Here is a 15,940-nt window from a genome sequence, read left to right as displayed (position 1 = left end):
CTCAAGCATCGCGATTCGCGACGCCGGCCGATTCGAAGCTCGCCATTTCGTTGACGAACGCCACCGCCGCGCGCAGCAGCGGCACTGCAAGCGCCGCGCCGGTGCCTTCGCCGAGACGCATATCGAGCGAAAGTAACGGCAGTGCGCCGAAATGATCGAGCATGCGCCGATGCCCCGCCTCGTTCGACGCATGCGCGAACACACAATACTCGCGCACGTTCGGTGCGAATGCATCGGCTACCAGCAATGCCGCGGTCGCGATGAAACCGTCGATAAGGATCGTCATGCGGGCCTGCGCGGCAGCGAGATACGCGCCCGTCATCATGGCAATTTCGAAACCACCGAACGTGGCGAGCACCGTGAGCGGATCGTTGGACACAGCGTGATGCGCGAGCGCCGACGCGAGTACGTTGCGCTTTTTCGCGAGACCCGCGTTGTCGAGACCCGTACCGCGGCCGACGCATTCGTCGATCGGCACGCCGCACAGGCGGCTCATCAGACACGCGGCCGACGACGTATTCGCAATGCCCATCTCGCCGAAGCCGATCACGTTGGTGCCGAGCGACGCGTGATACCGCACGCGAGCCGCACCCGCCTGCATCGCGGCAACCGCCTGTTCGTGCGTCATCGCGGGTTCACGCGCGAAGTTGCGCGTGCCGGCCGCAACTGGAATGTCGATGAGACCGTCAGTCGATGGCAGCGGCGTCGCAATGCCTGAGTTAACTACTTCGAGCTCGACGCCCGACACGCGGCTCAAAGCGTTGATCGCCGCGCCGCCCGCGAGAAAGTTAGCGGCCATTTGCGCGGTCACCGCTTGCGGATAAGGGCTCACGCCTTCCTGCGCAATACCGTGGTCGCCTGCGAACACGATCATCGCTGGACGTTCAACCGTGGGGTGCGTCGTACGCTGGATCAACCCCATCTGGCGCGCGAGCGTCTCGAGCCGCCCAAGACTGCCGGGCGGCTTGGTCTTGGTATCGATGATGTGTTGCAGTTCGGCACGCAGCGTTTGATCGAGCGGTTCGACTTCGGTCAATCCCGGCAAACCTGGCAAAGAGGTCATAGACGTTTCTAGAAGAGAGAATGTTTTTATAAAGCGCTTAGCCTGCCGTTGTGTCATCAGCGGTAGTCGATTCGTGACGCGAGCGCGGCGCGGGAATCAACGCCTCATGCTCACCGTCGCGAATCAGAATCAGCGGATAGCCGAATGCGCGGCTCGTCAGCGTAGGCGTTAGCACATCGTGCACCGGTCCAGCATACGCTCCGCCGTTGCCGTCGAGCAGCAACGCGTGCGTCGCAAAGCGGCGCGCGAGGTTCAGGTCATGGCACGAAAACATCACTGTACGCCGAGGCTCGCGCGTCCAGGCGGTCAGCGCTTCCAGACAGTCGATCTGGTGGTGCAGATCCAGATGCGAGAGCGGTTCGTCGAGCAGCAGCAACGGCGCCTCCTGGCACAACACCGCCGCCAGCGCGACGCGTTGACGTTCGCCGCCGGAAAGCGACAGCACATCGCGCGCAGCGAATGCGGTGAGACCCAAACCATCCAATGCGGCATGCGCGGCAGCGCGATCGGCCTCGCCCTCCCACCCCCAGCCGGTCAGATGTGGAAAGCGGTTCAGCATCACGATATCGAGCACGCTCGCGCTGAAAGCGTCCGCTGCGCTTTGCGGCATCAGCGCGCGACGCTGCGCGAGCGGCAACGGCTGCCAGTCGGCGAGACGCACACCGTCGAGTTCGACATGCCCCGTCGACGGTTGCGCCAGACCGGCGAGGGTGGATAGCAAGGTCGTCTTGCCCGCACCGTTGGGGCCGGCGATACACCAGATCTCGCCGGCATAGAACGTATGCGTGAACGCGTCGAGCAAGGTGCGCATGCCCACACGTAAGGTGAGGCGTTGCGCGCTGAGCGCAGGATGCGGAACGTTGTGTGCGTTCATCATCGGCGCCTGCGCAACAGCATCCACAAAAACACCGGCACGCCGACGATCGATGTAATGACACCGACGGGCAATTGCCCCGGTGCAATCACGGTACGCGCAATCAGATCCGCGCCCATCACCGCGACACCGCCACCAAGCGCCGCAGCGGGCAGCAGCATGCGCTGATCGTTGCCGAACGCGAGCCGCAACATATGTGGCACCACGAGCCCGACAAAACCGATGGTGCCTGCCGTGGTCACCGCCGCGGCGGCCGCCAGCGACGCCACCAGATACACGCGCAAACGCAGCGGCATCACAGCGACGCCGAGCGCCTGCGCGGCGGCGTCGCCCCGCAGCAGCACATTCAGACGCGGCGCTGCAGGCACGATTGCCACTAGCACAACGAATAGCGCGGCGAGCGCGGTCCACGGCATCGCGCCGCCATTCAGATCGCCGGTCAGCCAGAACAGCATGCCGCGCAGACGACTGTCTGGCGCGAGGTTGAGCAGCAACGTAATAACCGCGCCCCAGCCGGCCGCGATCACCGCGCCGGTCAGCAGCAAACGTGGCGATGTATCTTGCGGCTCGCCTCGCCACAACTCGCGACGAGCGAGGCCGAGCACCAGCAGGATCGACACGAAGGCGCCTGCGAACGCGCTGGCATCGACGATCCACCACGCGCAACCGGCGATCATCGCGACCAGCGCGAACGTCGCCGCACCTCCCGACACACCTAACACGTAAGGTTCGGCCAACGGATTGCGCAACAGCACTTGCAGCAGCGCACCCGCCAGCGCAAGCAACGCGCCGCAAGCGAAACCGGCCACCGCGCGCGGCAAGCGCAGCTTGCGCACGATCTCGCCGGCCAGATCGGCGGACTCGACATGCGACGCATGCGAAGGCAGCAGCGCCGCCAACACGTGCGCAGGCGCGAGCGACACGCTGCCCAGCGCGAGCGACGCCATCAGCACAGCCAGCGCGATGCCCGCGAGCGCGAGCCAGATCGCGGCTGCGCGCTTCGCACTCATCACGCGCAGCGTAGTCGTGGGCATCGGGCTTGAGCTGCGGTTCATCGGTGCCTTCTCATGCAAGTACATTCGTCACTGCTGCTGCCAACCAGCCGCGACAGACGCACCACGTCGCGGCGAGTTATACGATTAGGCCGTTTCATAGTTCTTGTTTAACAGGTTCGGGATTCGCGCGGCCACGTACCACGCCTTCGCGGCAGCCTCGCAGAGGCGAGCAACGCCACACGAGCGAGGGGGACTGCATGGGATGATATTCCTGTGGATAGCGTGCCCGGCCCGCCTCCCCGCCGGCCGATGCGTAATGAGGCACCAGCGGAGGCACCGGCGAGGCACCCGCATAAGCACCCGCGCTATTTTACGTTTTTACGTTTGCGCTGGGACGACCCGCTCCCCGTAGCCGATATTCGGGCTGGCGGCACATCGATCGCGCCTTCCCACGCGTCACGCGCGGTGGCACACTCGCGGGTTCAGCTTCAAACACGCGATCAGAATCGACCTGCATGACAAATGCGGTCGCTTACCGTTGCGGGGGCAACTCAGGTTCGCGCGCTCAGGCAAACGGCGCGCCCTGCTTCCCGTTTAACTGCGTGCACGGTGGACAAGCGCGCGCGGGCACCAGAGTGCGGCCAGTTTAGGAGCGGCCTTCGGCTCCGTCAAGAATGGTTAATCCGTGCGCAATCTGTTCTGTTATGTGCAGGTTATTGTCCGATGCACGAGTCGTTTTTCATCATAAGGTCGATAAAAGCCTGCACAAAGCGATGTTGTTACGTCTCGAAACGAGACAATTGTCGGAACCTGCGGCATTCCGCGCTAAAATGCGATGTCTTTAGAGGACGCAGCAGATGCTCACCGAACTCGAAACACTTTCACAAAATATCGGCAAGCTGATCGCGATCAGCCAACGCCACAATGAAGCGCGGCTCGCGCTCGAAGATCAGCTCGCCCAAGCGCGTGCCGAAGCAGAGGCCACGCGCACTGAACTCGCGTTGATGCGCGAAGAGCGCGATGCACTGCAGGCGGAACGCGACACGCTGTCGGCAAAGATCGACGACGCACAGGTACGCCTGAATGCGATCCTCGAAAAGCTGCCGCGGGCTCGCGCGCATAGCGAGCCAGACAATCAGCTCGATCTGCTCGAGGCCGCGCCGCATGAGGTCGAAGCGGAGAGCGACGTCACCCGCCATGGAGAAAATGCATGACCACCAAGCAGATCGAAGTATCGATTCTCGGCGTGCCCTATCGCCTCGCCTGCTCGCCGGAAACTGAAGGCGCGCTGCTTGAAGCGGTTGCACGCGTCGACGCCGAGATGTCGAAGATCCGCAACAACAGCAACGTACGCGGCACGGATCGCATTGCCGTCATGGCCGCGCTGTCGCTGGCATCGGAACTGCTTAAGCTGCAATCGAGCGTGCGACACGGAGAAGCATTTCCCGCAGAAGAAATCCGGCGTACAATGCATCAAATGAACGAACAACTGGGTACTGTGATTCAGCAGTACAGCGTGCAGTAAGTATCTAGTGGCCGGTCCTGAGACCGGCTGCGGATTCAAGCGAAATGCATGAGCGAAGACTCACGCAAACGGTTGAATCCAATCGGTTTGACTTCCCTGCCTGGTTCGCCAAGGTCATATATTCCTTGAACCAATGCCATGTGCACGGTTGTGGAAATTTGTAGCACGGGTGTGCGCGTCACTCTGTCTGATGTACCCGAAGTGCTGCTAACTGCGACCAATTCTGAACCCCCGGTTCAGGATGCCGGCCTAGCGGCTAAGGCGGGGACCTATTCAAAACGGCATCGGACTTCGGTTCGGTGCCGTTTTTCTTTGGGCCTCGATTTTTCTTGCTGCATCAACCCCTTAACGTTCAATTCGATTCATGCGCTACTGGCTAATGAAGTCCGAACCGGACGAAGCAAGCATCGACCATCTCGCCCAGGCGTCACAACACACGTTGCCGTGGACGGGCGTGCGCAACTATCAGGCGCGCAACTTCATGCGCGACATGATGCAGGTCGGCGACGGCGTGCTGTTCTATCACTCGAGTTGTCCTGAGCCGGGCATTGCGGGACTCGCGGAAGTATCGTCCACCGCCTATCCCGACCCAACTCAATTCGACAAGAAGAGCCCCTACTACGACCCGAAGTCGTCGCAGGAAACGCCGCGCTGGCTGCTCGTCGATGTGGCGTTCAAGAAGAAGGTCCCGTTGATTCCGCTTGCCGCGCTGCGCGAGCATGAGGAATTGAAGGACATGCGCGTGCTCGCCAGAGGCAACCGCCTGTCGATCACGCCGGTCACTGAAGCCGAATGGCGCTTCATCACCAGGCGTCTCGTTTGACGTTGCATACGCACATGCGACCCACTGTCGCATGCAATCATGCGCAATGCTGCCTGCGGATGAAGGCAAAGCTTGAAGAAACGTCAAATTAGGGAACCAAGCCCAGGTTACAAGCGCCTAACGGACTCGCAAACGTTGTGCCAATGCATGACGTTCGCACCAATCGTGCACAACCTGTTCAAGCAAGGAGTCCAAGAATGACGAAAAACACCGCACGTGCACTCGCTCTCGCTCTCGTATGCGCCGCCCCTGTCGCGCTCGCGCTGACACCGACCATGGCCCGCGCGCAGAGCGTAGCGCAGTATCAGCCCGCGGGCGTGCTCTCGCTGAATGCGCAGGCAAGCGCTGAAGTGCCGCAAGACGTTGTCGACATCACGCTGTTCTACGAGCAGGAAGCGAATGATCCGTCCGCGCTTACCTCGACGCTGAATCAGCGTGCCGATGCCGCTTTGGAAAAAGCCAAGGGTGTGAACGGTGTCACGGCTCGCACCGGTTCCTTCTCGATCTACCCGTCCACCGATCGTGACGGCCGCATTTCCGCATGGCGTGGTCGTACCGAAGTTGTGCTCGAATCGCACGACTTCGCCGCGGCGTCGAAGCTCGCAGGCCAGATGGCATCGATCATGCAGGTCGGCAACGTGCAATTCTCGCTGTCGCCGGAAGCGCAGCGTACTGCGGAGCAGAAGCTCACGGGCGAGGCCATCAAGTCGTTCCGCGAGCAAGCGGCTTCGTCGGCGCAAGCGTTCGGCTACAGCGGCTATTCGATTCGTGAAGTCAACGTCGGTCACAACGGCGTCATGCCGCGTCCGATGATGATGATGAGCGCGCGTGCAATGGGTGCCGATGCGAAGGCATCCGCGCCGGTACCGATTGAAGGCGGTACGTCGACCGTGACTGTCAACGTGTCGGGCTCGGTGCAGATGAAGTAACGCGTTTTACGCTAGACGTCATGCTGTAAAGGAAAAAGCCACGGCATGCCGTGGCTTTTTTCATTGGCTGCTCACTACGATAAAGCGTAGCGCTCAGTTCGCGCCGGCCGCCTGCACCGGTTCGCGCCGCGCGCGGCGATAGGACCACACCAGCAGCCCGATACCAACGAGGATCATGGGCAGCGAGAGCCATTGACCCATTGAGAGACCCATGGCGAGCAGGCCCAGGAAGTCGTCCGGCTCACGTGCGAATTCCACCGTGAAGCGGGCCAGCCCGTAGCCGATCAGGAACACAGCGGAAATGGCGCCCATCGGCTTCGGTTTGCGCGAGAAGAAGAACAGCACGAAGAACAGCGCCACGCCTTCGAGCGCAATCTCATACAACTCCGACGGATGACGCGGCAGCATGTGATATTGCGCGAACACTTCGTTCAGATGCCATTGCGCGGCCAGTTGCGGATGCGTGGTGAGCCATGCGGCGTCGTCCGGCGCGGCGCCTGGAAAGAGCATCGCCCACGGCGCCGTCGGATCGGTCACACGGCCCCACAACTCGCCATTGATGAAGTTGCCGAGGCGTCCTGCCGCGAGCCCCGTGGGCACCATCGGCGCGACGAAATCGGTGACCTGCAGCCACGAGCGTTTGCGCTGATACGCGAACAGCACCATCGCCAGCGTCACGCCGAGAAAGCCGCCGTGAAACGACATGCCGCCTTCCCACACCTTGAAGATGTCGAGCGGATGCGCGAAGTAAAAGCTTGCCTTGTAGAACAGCACGTAGCCGAGCCGGCCACCGAAAATCGTACCGAGCACGCCGTAGAACAGCATGTCGTCGATGTCTTTGGCGGTCCAGCCTTGCGCGGCGACATACGGCAAACGCAGCCGCAGCCGGCCGACAACGATCGCCGCGATGAAGGCGACGAGGTACATCAGTCCATACCAGCGCACAGCGAGCGGCCCCAGATGAATGGCAACGGGGTCGAAATTCGGGTGAATGAGCATCGTGTTGTTATGGGCAGTTCAGGTTCAGAAGCGGATTTCTAGTCGGTTTTCAGGTAACAGCCAGCGGTTTGCGCACCCTGCGGCGCATGCGTTGGACGGTTCGGCTTGCAATGCGTTCGCGGCAGCGTCGAGTCTAAACGCAAGGCGCCGCGAACTGCGTCTCGATGGTGGCCGCATGGACGCGCACGATCTCGATGAAGCCGGCCAGCACCGGACTCACCTCCGCCGTGCGCCAGACCAGCCCCGTCTCGATCGCCGGCACCGATCCGGCGAGCGACCGGTACACAACCCCCGTGCGGCGCAGGTTACGCAACGATTGCGGCACCAGTGCGACGCCGATTCCGGCCGACACGAGGCTCACGATCGTCTGCATCTGGATCGCCTCCTGGCCGACCCGGGGTGCGAGGCCCGCCATGCCGTAGCAATCCATAATCATGTCATAAAAGCTTGGCGCCAAACGTCTTGGGAAGATCACGAGCGCCTCGTCGGCGACATCGCGCAGGCTAATCGGCGTGTCCAGCCACTCGGCGCGCGGGTCTGCCTTGGACCCCGCGGCGCTGCCCACGCGCGCCGCCGTTTCCGTCGACATTGCGATCACCAGCGGCTCGCGGGCGATCGGCAGCCACGAGAGCTGGGTGGCATGGCGTGACGGTAGAGGCGCGATCACGAGGCCCGCATCGATGCGACCGGCCACGAGTTCGTCGACCTGCACGTCGCTGGTGGCCTCGGTCAATTCGAGGCGCACCCGTGGATGGCGGGCGCCGAAATCGCGCAGTAACGGCGGCAGCAGGCCGTAATCAGCCGTTGAGACGAAAGCCAGCGATAACGCCCCCGCCTCGCCTCGCGCGACGCTCTGCGCGAGCGGCCGCAACCCCTCGGCACTCGCCAGCAGGCGCTGTACTTCCGGCAGCAAATCGGCGCCCACCGAGGTCAGTTCGACCGAGCGCTTGGTGCGTGCGAACAGCGCCACGCCGAGCGTCGCCTCCAGCGCGCGGATGGCCTGCGACAACGGCGGCTGCGTCATGGAAAGGCGCGCCGCCGCCCGTCCGAAGTGCTTTTCTTCGGCGACGGTCACGAAATAGCGCAACTGGCGCAGGTCAGGGATAGCAGGCAGCATGATTGATACATTTTACGACCTAATCGAGCCTGAATAATATATTGGACACGCGCTTAGCAAAACTGCATCCTTGTGCGACGCGTCGGAACTAAACTGGACTGAAGCGCCGTCGTACCTGCCGGCAAGTGCATTGGCGACGTCGGCGCAGCGCCTGCCGCACCCACTGGGCGGCAAACACGCAGCACGGATCAAAACAAAACAGATCGGAGTTCCCCATGGCATACAACCGTCGTTCGAAGAACATCACGCAAGGCGTGGCGCGTTCACCGAACCGCTCGATGTACTACGCACTTGGCTATCAGAAAGAAGATTTCGACAAGCCGATGATCGGCATCGCCAACGGCCACTCGACCATCACGCCGTGTAACGCGGGCCTGCAGCGTCTGGCCGACGCGGCCGTCGCCGCGGTCAAGGGCGCCGACGCGAATCCGCAGATCTTCGGCACGCCGACGATTTCGGACGGCATGTCGATGGGCACCGAAGGCATGAAGTATTCGCTCGTGTCACGCGAAGTCATCGCCGACTGTATCGAGACGTGCGTGCAAGGTCAGTGGATGGACGGCGTGGTCGTGATCGGCGGCTGCGACAAGAACATGCCGGGCGGCATGATCGGCATGTTGCGAACAAACGTGCCAAGCATCTACGTGTATGGCGGCACGATCCGTCCGGGCAACTGGAAGGGCACCGACCTGACCATCGTGTCGTCGTTCGAAGCAGTGGGCGAATTCACGGCCGGCCGGATGTCGCAGGAAGATTTCGAAGGGGTCGAAAAGAACGCGTGCCCGTCTACGGGTTCGTGCGGCGGCATGTACACCGCCAACACGATGAGCTCGTCGTTCGAAGCGCTGGGCATGTCGCTGCTGTATTCGTCGACGATGGCCAATCCGGACCAGGAAAAGGTCGACTCGGCGGCCGAATCGGCACGCGTGCTGGTCGAAGCGGTCAAGAAAGACCTGAAGCCGCGCGATATCGTCACCAAAAAGTCGATCGAAAACGCGGTGGCCGTGCTCATGGCCACGGGCGGCTCGACCAATGCGGTGCTGCACTTCCTCGCCATCGCGCACGCGGCTGAAGTGGAATGGACCATCGAAGACTTCGAGCGCATGCGCAAGAAGGTGCCAGTGATCTGCAACCTGAAGCCGTCGGGCCAGTTCGTGGCGACCGATCTGCACAAGGCCGGCGGCATTCCGCAAGTCATGAAGATTCTGCTCGACGCAGGTCTCCTGCACGGGGATTGCATCACGATCACCGGCAAGACGATCGCTGAAGAACTGAAAGACGTGCCGAGCAAGCCGCGCGCCGACCAGCAGGTGATCTTCCCGATCGAGCAGGCGCTGTACAAGGAAGGCCACCTGGCGATCCTCAAGGGCAACCTGGCCGTTGACGGCGCGGTCGCCAAGATCACCGGACTGAAGAACCCGGTCATCACCGGCCCGGCGCGGGTGTTCGACGACGAGCAAAGTGCGCTGGAAGCCATTCTGGCCGACAAGATCGTCGCCGGCGACGTCGTCGTGCTGCGTTACCTCGGCCCGAAGGGCGGCCCTGGCATGCCGGAAATGCTCGCGCCGACGTCGGCGATCATCGGCAAGGGGCTCGGCGAAACCGTCGGCCTCATCACCGACGGCCGCTTCTCGGGCGGCACGTGGGGCATGGTGGTCGGTCACGTCGCGCCGGAAGCGTTCGTGGGCGGCACGATCGCGTTCGTGCAGGAAGGCGACTCGATTACGATCGACGCGCACAAGCTGCTCCTGCAACTGAACATCGACGACGCCGAACTGCAACGCCGCCGCGCGGCATGGCAGCAACCGAAGCCGCGTTACACGCGCGGCGTACTGGCGAAGTACTCCGCGTTGGCACTGCCGGCCAACAAGGGCGCGGTAACGGGCTAAGCGCACTTTGGGCGCACGCTGATTCGCCCCGGTTCTCCGGGGCGAACCCGTAGCACGGTTCGAAGCCACGTAAGTTGCATAAGCTACGTAAAAGCGCAAAGGGGCGCACGGGAAACCGTGCGCCCCTTTCCTTTTATAATGCGTGCACCACGAGTCGGGCACCTGCACCGACGGAGACCAGAATGAAATCAATGTCGTATGCAGCGCTTGCAGCGGCCGGCGTGCTGAGCGTTGCGTTAGGCGCCGGCAGTCCGGCGGCACACGCGGAGACCCCCGCCGGCCTCGTGCTTGCCCAGCAGCAGAACTGCATGAGTTGTCACGCGGTGACGCGTCCCTTCATGGGGCCGGCGCTGCATGACGTCGCCGCGAAATACGCCGGCCGCGAAGATGCCGCCAGCTATCTGAAGCACAAGATTCTGGATGGCAGCACGGGGGTGTGGGGCTCAGTGCCGATGCCCGCAAATACACAGCTCACCCCCGATCAGGCGGCTACGCTGGCGAGCTGGGTGATGACACTCAAATGATGACGCTCAATTGAACGCCGCTTGGCGAAAGGGGTGAGCGCGCCTGGATAAAGACGCGCCCTCTGCCACGGTCAGGCGTTGCCCGAGCGCCGCGCGATCTCCTGATTAACCGCTTCCTTTACCCAGCCGGTCAATTCAGTCTCCAGAGCCAGCGCCACTTCGCGCGTAATCTGGTTGACGAGCCATGACGTGTGATCCTGCAACGCATCGCGGCAACGCGCTTCGATGATGCCCCGCCCCTCGCCCGTCAGAAAGCCCGCGAACCGTCCACGCAAACGTTCGGCGATGACATCCGCATCGAGATTCGCGTGCGGCTGCGCGGGTGATTCGTAAGCCATATCCGGCGGCACGGTCGCGCCGGCCTCGATCGGCGCATGCGGTTCAGCCCGATCGAAAACGCCTGCTGACGGCACAAAGGCCGGCTCATGTGCGTGCCGGTGATCGGCTGCGTGGTGCGCTCTCGCGCGTTTTTTCGGGTGAGCGTGTTCTGCCGGATGCACGTGCTCTGTCCCATGCGCGGGCTGCGGTGTGCGCGCCGGCTCTTCCTGCGCGTGCAAGGATTCCGGTGCAGGCACGGATTCCGGCACCAGGACCGGTTCATGTGCGGTCCCGGGATCAGACACTGACTGAGTAGCCGACGCATGATGCGCCGGGGCAGGATTGCCCGGTACGAGAATCTCGTGCAGAACCGGGATCGAACTATCGTTAGGATCGGACACGTGCACTCTCCGTGTTTGAGTCCAGCCTGAAGCAGGCCGCGTACGCGTCGAATCCCTATGACAAAACACCACGCGACGCGGTCGAGATGAAACCTAGCTGCCTTGCTTGTAGTTGTTCAAAGCATAGCCGCGATCACGATAGAAACGATAGCGTTCGCGGCCCGCAGCGAGTTCGTCGTGTGCGTTACCGACCACTTCCAGCAATCTTTCGAAGCGCGCGAACTGCGCCGGCACCGTGGCGCCGAGATTGAGCAGCACCTGATGGTGCGGCACATCATCGAGGCTCGACGCCAGCACGATCGGCGTTTGGGCGGCGAGCGGCGAGCCCGCCATGCAGTGCGGCACGAAGTCGAGTGGTGAGAACGTCCACAATTGTTCGTCGAAAGCCCGCAGGCGCTCGGGCTCAGCCAGCACGATGGTCGGCTGGCCCGCCTGATACGCCTTGCGGATCAGGCGGCACGCATACAGCAGCGAATCGCCGACGTTCGAGTGAAAATCGATTCTCGTCATCGGCGGCTCCGCTTTGCGTCTACCGCTACGCCCACAACCTTACTGCAATGCGTCATTGTGCAGCGCGACCGTCCGCGGCCCGATCGATCAGGAACTGCGCGAGCAACGGCACTGGACGGCCGGTCGCGCCCTTCGCCGCCCCGCTCTTCCATGCGGTGCCCGCGATATCCAGGTGGGCCCACGGATACGCTTCAGTGAAGCGCGACAGGAAGCACGCTGCCGTCACGCTGCCCGCCGGACGACCGCCGATGTTGGCGAGATCGGCAAAGTTCGACTTGAGCTGATCCTGATACTCGTCGTCGAGCGGCAAGCGCCATGCCGGGTCGGAAGCTTCACGCGAGGCATCGAGCAGTTCGCCCGCCAGCGCGTCGTCTTTCGAGAACAGGCCGCTGTTGTGATGACCCAGCGCGATGATGCAGGCGCCCGTCAGCGTGGCGATGTCGATCACCGCTGCCGGCTTGAAGCGCTCGGCATAGGTCAGCGCGTCGCACAGGATCAGCCGGCCTTCGGCGTCCGTGTTCAGCACTTCGATCGTCAGGCCCTTCATGCTGGTGACGATGTCGCCCGGCTTGGTGGCCGTGGCCGACGGCATGTTCTCGACGGCCGGGATGATGCCGACCACGTTGATTTTCAGGCCCATTTCGGCGACGGCGCGCAACGTGCCCAGCACCGAACCGGCGCCGCACATGTCGTACTTCATCTCGTCCATGCCTTCGCCCGGCTTCAGCGAAATGCCGCCGGTGTCGAACGTGACGCCCTTGCCGACCAGCACCACCGGCGCGGCTTTCGCGGCGCCGCCCTGGTACTGCAGCACGATGAACTGGGCCGGTTCGACCGAGCCCGCTGTGACCGACAGGAACGAGCCCATCTTCAGCGCTTCGCATTGCTTCTCGCCGAGCACTTCGACCTTCAGCTTCCAGTCTTTGGCAAGCTTCTTCGCCGTGTTGGCGAGGTAAGTCGGCGTGCAGACATTGCTCGGCAGGTTGCCGAGGTCGCGCGTCAGGTCCATGCCGTTGGCAAGCGCGGCGCCCTGCTTGGCAGCCAGCTTGGCGGCCTTCTCGTCGCCGGTATTGACGCTGAACACGATGCGCTTCAAGGCGCGCGCTCCGTTCTCCGGCTTGCTCTTCATCTGCGTGAACTTGTAGGTCAGCTCGCGCAGCGCGAGGATCGCGGCGCGCACGCCCCAATCGGCCGAGCGCTCGAGGATCGGCAGTTGGGCGAGCGTGAAGGTGACCTGGACGATCTTGGTGCCGAGCAGTGCGCGCCAGGCGGCCCGCACGGCTTCGCCGTAGGCTTTCTGACTGAAAGCATCCTGCTTGCCGAGGCCGACCAGCAGCACGCGCGAAGCGCCGATGCCTGAGACTTCGTGCAGGAACAGCGTGGTGCCGGCCTTGCCGTCCATGTCGCCTGCCTTGATGATGCGGGTCAGCAGGCCCTTGGTGGCCGCGTCGATCTCCAGCGCAGCGCCCGAGAGCGTTTGCGACTCGAACACGCCGATTACGATGCAATCGGATTTTCCGGTCAGGAAACCGTTTGACGAGCCTTTGGTCCAATCACAGGCTTTTATGCTAAAGTCCATCGCGCTTGTCCTCGGATAAAGTCTGGGCTTAGGATGAAAGCCGCAATTATCCGCTATTTTTCCCGCGGCGGCTGCACCGGAGGCGTGACGGGAACCAATCCGTGCGTCACTGAGAGCGCCCCCTCTCATCACCAATAATGATCTTCGAACGCTCCCTCCAGCGCGAACTCGCGTATACGGCTGGTGCCGTGTTCATGGTTCTGCTCACGCTCGTGCTGACGACGATGATGATCCGCATCGTCGGCTTCGCCGCTTCGGGCGAGATCGACCCGCGCGACGTGCTGGTCCTGATCGGCCTGACCGTGATCGGCTACGTGGCCATCATGCTCGTCGCGACCCTGTTCGTGTCGATCCTGTTCGTCCTGACCCGCTGGTACAAAGACTCCGAGATGGTCGTCTGGCTCGCCTCGGGTGTCAGCTTGACCCGCTTCATCAAGCCGATCGGTATTTTCGCCACGCCGATCATCATTCTCATCATGTTCTTCGTGTTCGTCGGCTGGCCGTGGTCGAATCAGCAGAGCAAGCTGATCCGCGCGCGCTTCCAGCAGCGTGACGAAGTCTCGCTGCTCGCGCCGGGTCAATTCCGGGAGTCGGCCGTCAATCACCGCGTGTTCTTCATCGAGAAGATGTCGCCCGACCAGGCGCGCGTCGAGAACGTGTTCGTGACCAGCACGGAAAACGGCAAGGTCAACGTGGTCGTGTCGAAAACCGGCCATACCGAAACACACAAGAACGGCGACCGCTTCGTCGTGCTGGAAAACGGCCGCCGCTACGACGGCGAACCCGGGCACCCCGATTTCCGCATCATGGAATTCGAACGCTATGGCCTGAAGATCCAGAGCCAGCCGGTCGTCAATACGCCGACGACCACCGGCTTGCCTACGCTCACGCTCCTGCGCAACCCCACTGACGACAACCTCGCCGAATTCGTCTGGCGCGCGGGGCTGCCGCTGATCGCGATCAACCTGATGCTGCTGGCGATTCCGCTTGCGCACCAGAACCCGCGGCGCAGCCGCACGATCAATCTGGTGATGGCGGTCCTGATCTATCTGACGTACTCGAATCTGTTGAACGTGGTGCAGTCATGGGTCGAGCAGGGCAAAATGTCGTTCGGCGTTGGGCTGTTGGGTCTGCACATCATCGTGGCGGTGATCGTCGCGTTCATCTTCTGGCTGCGTGTGCGTAACCGGCCGCTATTCACGCGGGCGATGTTCCGCCGTTCGCAGGGGACCTGACCGATGCGCATCTATGAAAGGTACTTCGCGCGTCAGATCTATCTTACGTTCGTCTTTATTCTGTTCGCGTTTTCCGGTCTGTTCTTCTTCTTCGACCTGATCAACGAACTGAACTCCGTCGGCCACGGCAACTACAAGTTCCAGTACGCGGTGCTGCGCGTCGCGCTGCAAACACCGTCGCGCTTTTACGAAATCATTCCAGTCGCTGCGTTGATCAGCGCGATCTACGTGTTCGCGCAAATGGCGGCGAACTCCGAGTACACGATTTTTCGCGTGTCCGGCCTCGCCACCAATCAGGCGCTGCGCTCGCTCATGAAAATCGGCATTCCGCTGGTGTTCCTGACTTACCTGATTGGCGAAGTGGTCGGCCCGTACACCGATCAGTTGTCGGAACGCGTGCGGCTCGAGGCATTGGGGTCGTCGGTATCGACCAACTTCGAGTCGGGCGTCTGGGTAAAGGACACGCTCACCGCGCGAGCGGACGGCGAGCAGGTGACACGCTTCGTGAACGTCGGCGAATTGAAGCCGGACGCGACGATCAGCAACGTGCGGATTTACGAATTCGATTCGAAGTTCCGCCTCGCGAACGTGCGGATTGCGAAGAGCGGCACGTATCAGCCGCCGGGTCATTGGCAGCTGACTGGCGTGACGGACACCCAATTGATCGACGTCCCCCCTCCTCCGGGCACGCCGGCCGATGCATTGAATCCGGTGTACCGTGCAAAGCAGGTAGAGTTGCCGGAGTATTCGCTGCGCTCGGAACTGACACCGCAGATCTTGTCGGTGCTGCTGGTGTCGCCGGACCGGATGTCGATGTTCAATCTGTTCCGCTACATCCAGCATTTGACCGAGAATCATCAGGACACGCAGCGGTATGAAATCGCGCTGTGGCGCAAGCTGCTGTATCCGTTCGCGGTGTTCGTGATGCTGGTGCTGTCGCTGCCGTTTGCGTATCTGCATACGCGCGCCGGCGTGGTGGGTGTGAAGGTTTTCGGCGGGATTATGCTGGGGATGAGTTTCCAGTTGTTCAACACGCTGTTCTCGCATATCGGCACGTTGAATACGTGGCCCGCGCCTTTGACCGCGGCTACGCCGGGGCTCGTTTATCTGGTGCTTGGTCTGGTCGGATTGAAGTGGGTTGATCGCCATTAGGAGCCTG

At 62.3% G+C, this 15,940-nt stretch carries 16 protein-coding genes, 1 other RNA gene and 1 riboswitch; of the genes, 9 read left to right on the top strand and 8 right to left on the bottom strand.

Features of this window, described 5'->3' with window-relative positions; genetic code table 11:
• Position 1 precedes the first annotated feature (1 nt).
• The 3 genes from cobT to PQQ96_RS20085 are packed head-to-tail and all read right to left on the bottom strand — an operon-like array spanning position 2 to position 2,992.
• Positions 2-1,063 carry a nicotinate-nucleotide--dimethylbenzimidazole phosphoribosyltransferase gene (gene cobT, locus PQQ96_RS20095; RefSeq protein ID WP_408295502.1) on the bottom strand — a complete coding sequence of 354 codons (1,062 nt, stop codon included), beginning with the start codon at positions 1,061-1,063 and terminating at the stop codon, positions 2-4.
• Between the two features lie 37 nt (positions 1,064-1,100).
• Positions 1,101-1,940 (bottom strand): ABC transporter ATP-binding protein, encoded by an 840-nt coding sequence (locus tag PQQ96_RS20090; RefSeq protein ID WP_408295499.1) that lies wholly within the window; start codon positions 1,938-1,940, stop codon positions 1,101-1,103.
• On the bottom strand, positions 1,937-2,992 hold the full coding sequence (locus tag PQQ96_RS20085) for a FecCD family ABC transporter permease (protein ID WP_408295496.1): 1,056 nt from the start codon (positions 2,990-2,992) through the stop codon (positions 1,937-1,939). The genes PQQ96_RS20090 and PQQ96_RS20085 overlap by 4 nt, the downstream gene beginning before the upstream one ends.
• 333 nt (positions 2,993-3,325) lie before the next feature.
• Positions 3,326-3,580, bottom strand: a riboswitch (cobalamin riboswitch).
• 209 nt (positions 3,581-3,789) lie between these two features.
• On the opposite strand from PQQ96_RS20085, the gene PQQ96_RS20080 reads away from it, so the two are divergent.
• From PQQ96_RS20080 to PQQ96_RS20060, 5 genes are all read left to right on the top strand, one after another.
• Positions 3,790-4,146, top strand: a complete 357-nt coding sequence (locus tag PQQ96_RS20080; RefSeq protein WP_408295493.1) for an ATPase — start codon at positions 3,790-3,792, stop codon at positions 4,144-4,146.
• Positions 4,143-4,457: a cell division protein ZapA gene (locus PQQ96_RS20075; RefSeq protein ID WP_408295491.1), complete on the top strand. Its 315-nt coding sequence runs from the start codon at positions 4,143-4,145 to the stop codon at positions 4,455-4,457. Before PQQ96_RS20080 ends, PQQ96_RS20075 begins: the two co-directional genes overlap by 4 nt.
• Before the next feature lie 90 nt (positions 4,458-4,547).
• Positions 4,548-4,729, top strand: a non-coding RNA gene (gene ssrS / locus PQQ96_RS20070) — 6S RNA.
• A gap of 92 nt (positions 4,730-4,821) precedes the next feature.
• Positions 4,822-5,280: an EVE domain-containing protein gene (locus PQQ96_RS20065; protein ID WP_408295488.1), complete on the top strand. Its 459-nt coding sequence runs from the start codon at positions 4,822-4,824 to the stop codon at positions 5,278-5,280.
• A 197-nt stretch (positions 5,281-5,477) separates the two neighbouring features.
• Entirely contained in the window at positions 5,478-6,209 is a 732-nt protein-coding gene (locus tag PQQ96_RS20060; protein WP_408295485.1) for an SIMPL domain-containing protein, read from the top strand.
• A gap of 93 nt (positions 6,210-6,302) precedes the next feature.
• On the opposite strand, the gene lgt is transcribed toward PQQ96_RS20060, so the two are convergent.
• Both lgt and PQQ96_RS20050 read right to left on the bottom strand, forming a co-directional pair.
• Entirely contained in the window at positions 6,303-7,208 is a 906-nt protein-coding gene (lgt, locus tag PQQ96_RS20055) for a prolipoprotein diacylglyceryl transferase (protein WP_408295482.1), read from the bottom strand.
• A gap of 133 nt (positions 7,209-7,341) precedes the next feature.
• Positions 7,342-8,325: a LysR family transcriptional regulator gene (locus PQQ96_RS20050; RefSeq protein WP_408295479.1), complete on the bottom strand. Its 984-nt coding sequence runs from the start codon at positions 8,323-8,325 to the stop codon at positions 7,342-7,344.
• A gap of 215 nt (positions 8,326-8,540) precedes the next feature.
• Between PQQ96_RS20050 and ilvD the strand changes: the two genes are divergently transcribed.
• Together ilvD and PQQ96_RS20040 are read left to right on the top strand one after the other, a co-directional pair.
• Positions 8,541-10,214 (top strand): dihydroxy-acid dehydratase, encoded by a 1,674-nt coding sequence (gene ilvD / locus PQQ96_RS20045; protein ID WP_120303515.1) that lies wholly within the window; start codon positions 8,541-8,543, stop codon positions 10,212-10,214.
• Positions 10,215-10,396: 182 nt separating this feature from the next.
• Positions 10,397-10,738 (top strand): c-type cytochrome, encoded by a 342-nt coding sequence (locus PQQ96_RS20040; RefSeq protein WP_408295476.1) that lies wholly within the window; start codon positions 10,397-10,399, stop codon positions 10,736-10,738.
• Positions 10,739-10,809: 71 nt separating this feature from the next.
• Here PQQ96_RS20040 and PQQ96_RS20035 read toward each other — a convergent pair whose 3' ends face one another.
• The 3 genes from PQQ96_RS20035 to PQQ96_RS20025 form a co-directional block, all read right to left on the bottom strand.
• Positions 10,810-11,457 (bottom strand): DUF2486 family protein, encoded by a 648-nt coding sequence (locus tag PQQ96_RS20035; RefSeq protein WP_408295473.1) that lies wholly within the window; start codon positions 11,455-11,457, stop codon positions 10,810-10,812.
• 93 nt (positions 11,458-11,550) lie between these two features.
• Positions 11,551-11,967: a DNA polymerase III subunit chi gene (locus PQQ96_RS20030; RefSeq protein ID WP_408295470.1), complete on the bottom strand. Its 417-nt coding sequence runs from the start codon at positions 11,965-11,967 to the stop codon at positions 11,551-11,553.
• A 52-nt stretch (positions 11,968-12,019) separates the two neighbouring features.
• On the bottom strand, positions 12,020-13,546 hold the full coding sequence (locus PQQ96_RS20025) for a leucyl aminopeptidase (RefSeq protein ID WP_408295467.1): 1,527 nt from the start codon (positions 13,544-13,546) through the stop codon (positions 12,020-12,022).
• 137 nt (positions 13,547-13,683) lie between these two features.
• Here PQQ96_RS20025 and lptF point away from each other — a divergent pair, with 137 nt between their 5' ends.
• Both lptF and lptG read left to right on the top strand, forming a co-directional pair.
• Entirely contained in the window at positions 13,684-14,781 is a 1,098-nt protein-coding gene (lptF, locus tag PQQ96_RS20020) for an LPS export ABC transporter permease LptF (protein ID WP_408295465.1), read from the top strand.
• 3 nt (positions 14,782-14,784) lie between these two features.
• A complete protein-coding gene (gene lptG / locus PQQ96_RS20015) occupies positions 14,785-15,933 on the top strand; it encodes an LPS export ABC transporter permease LptG (protein ID WP_408295462.1) in 1,149 nt (382 codons plus the stop codon).
• Positions 15,934-15,940 lie beyond the last annotated feature (7 nt).

Source organism: Paraburkholderia sediminicola (assembly GCF_046027825.1).
Classification (GTDB): Bacteria; Pseudomonadota; Gammaproteobacteria; order Burkholderiales; family Burkholderiaceae; genus Paraburkholderia; species Paraburkholderia sediminicola_D.
The sequence above is the reverse complement of the archived record's forward strand: the minus strand, read 5'-3'. Positions and strand labels throughout refer to the sequence as shown.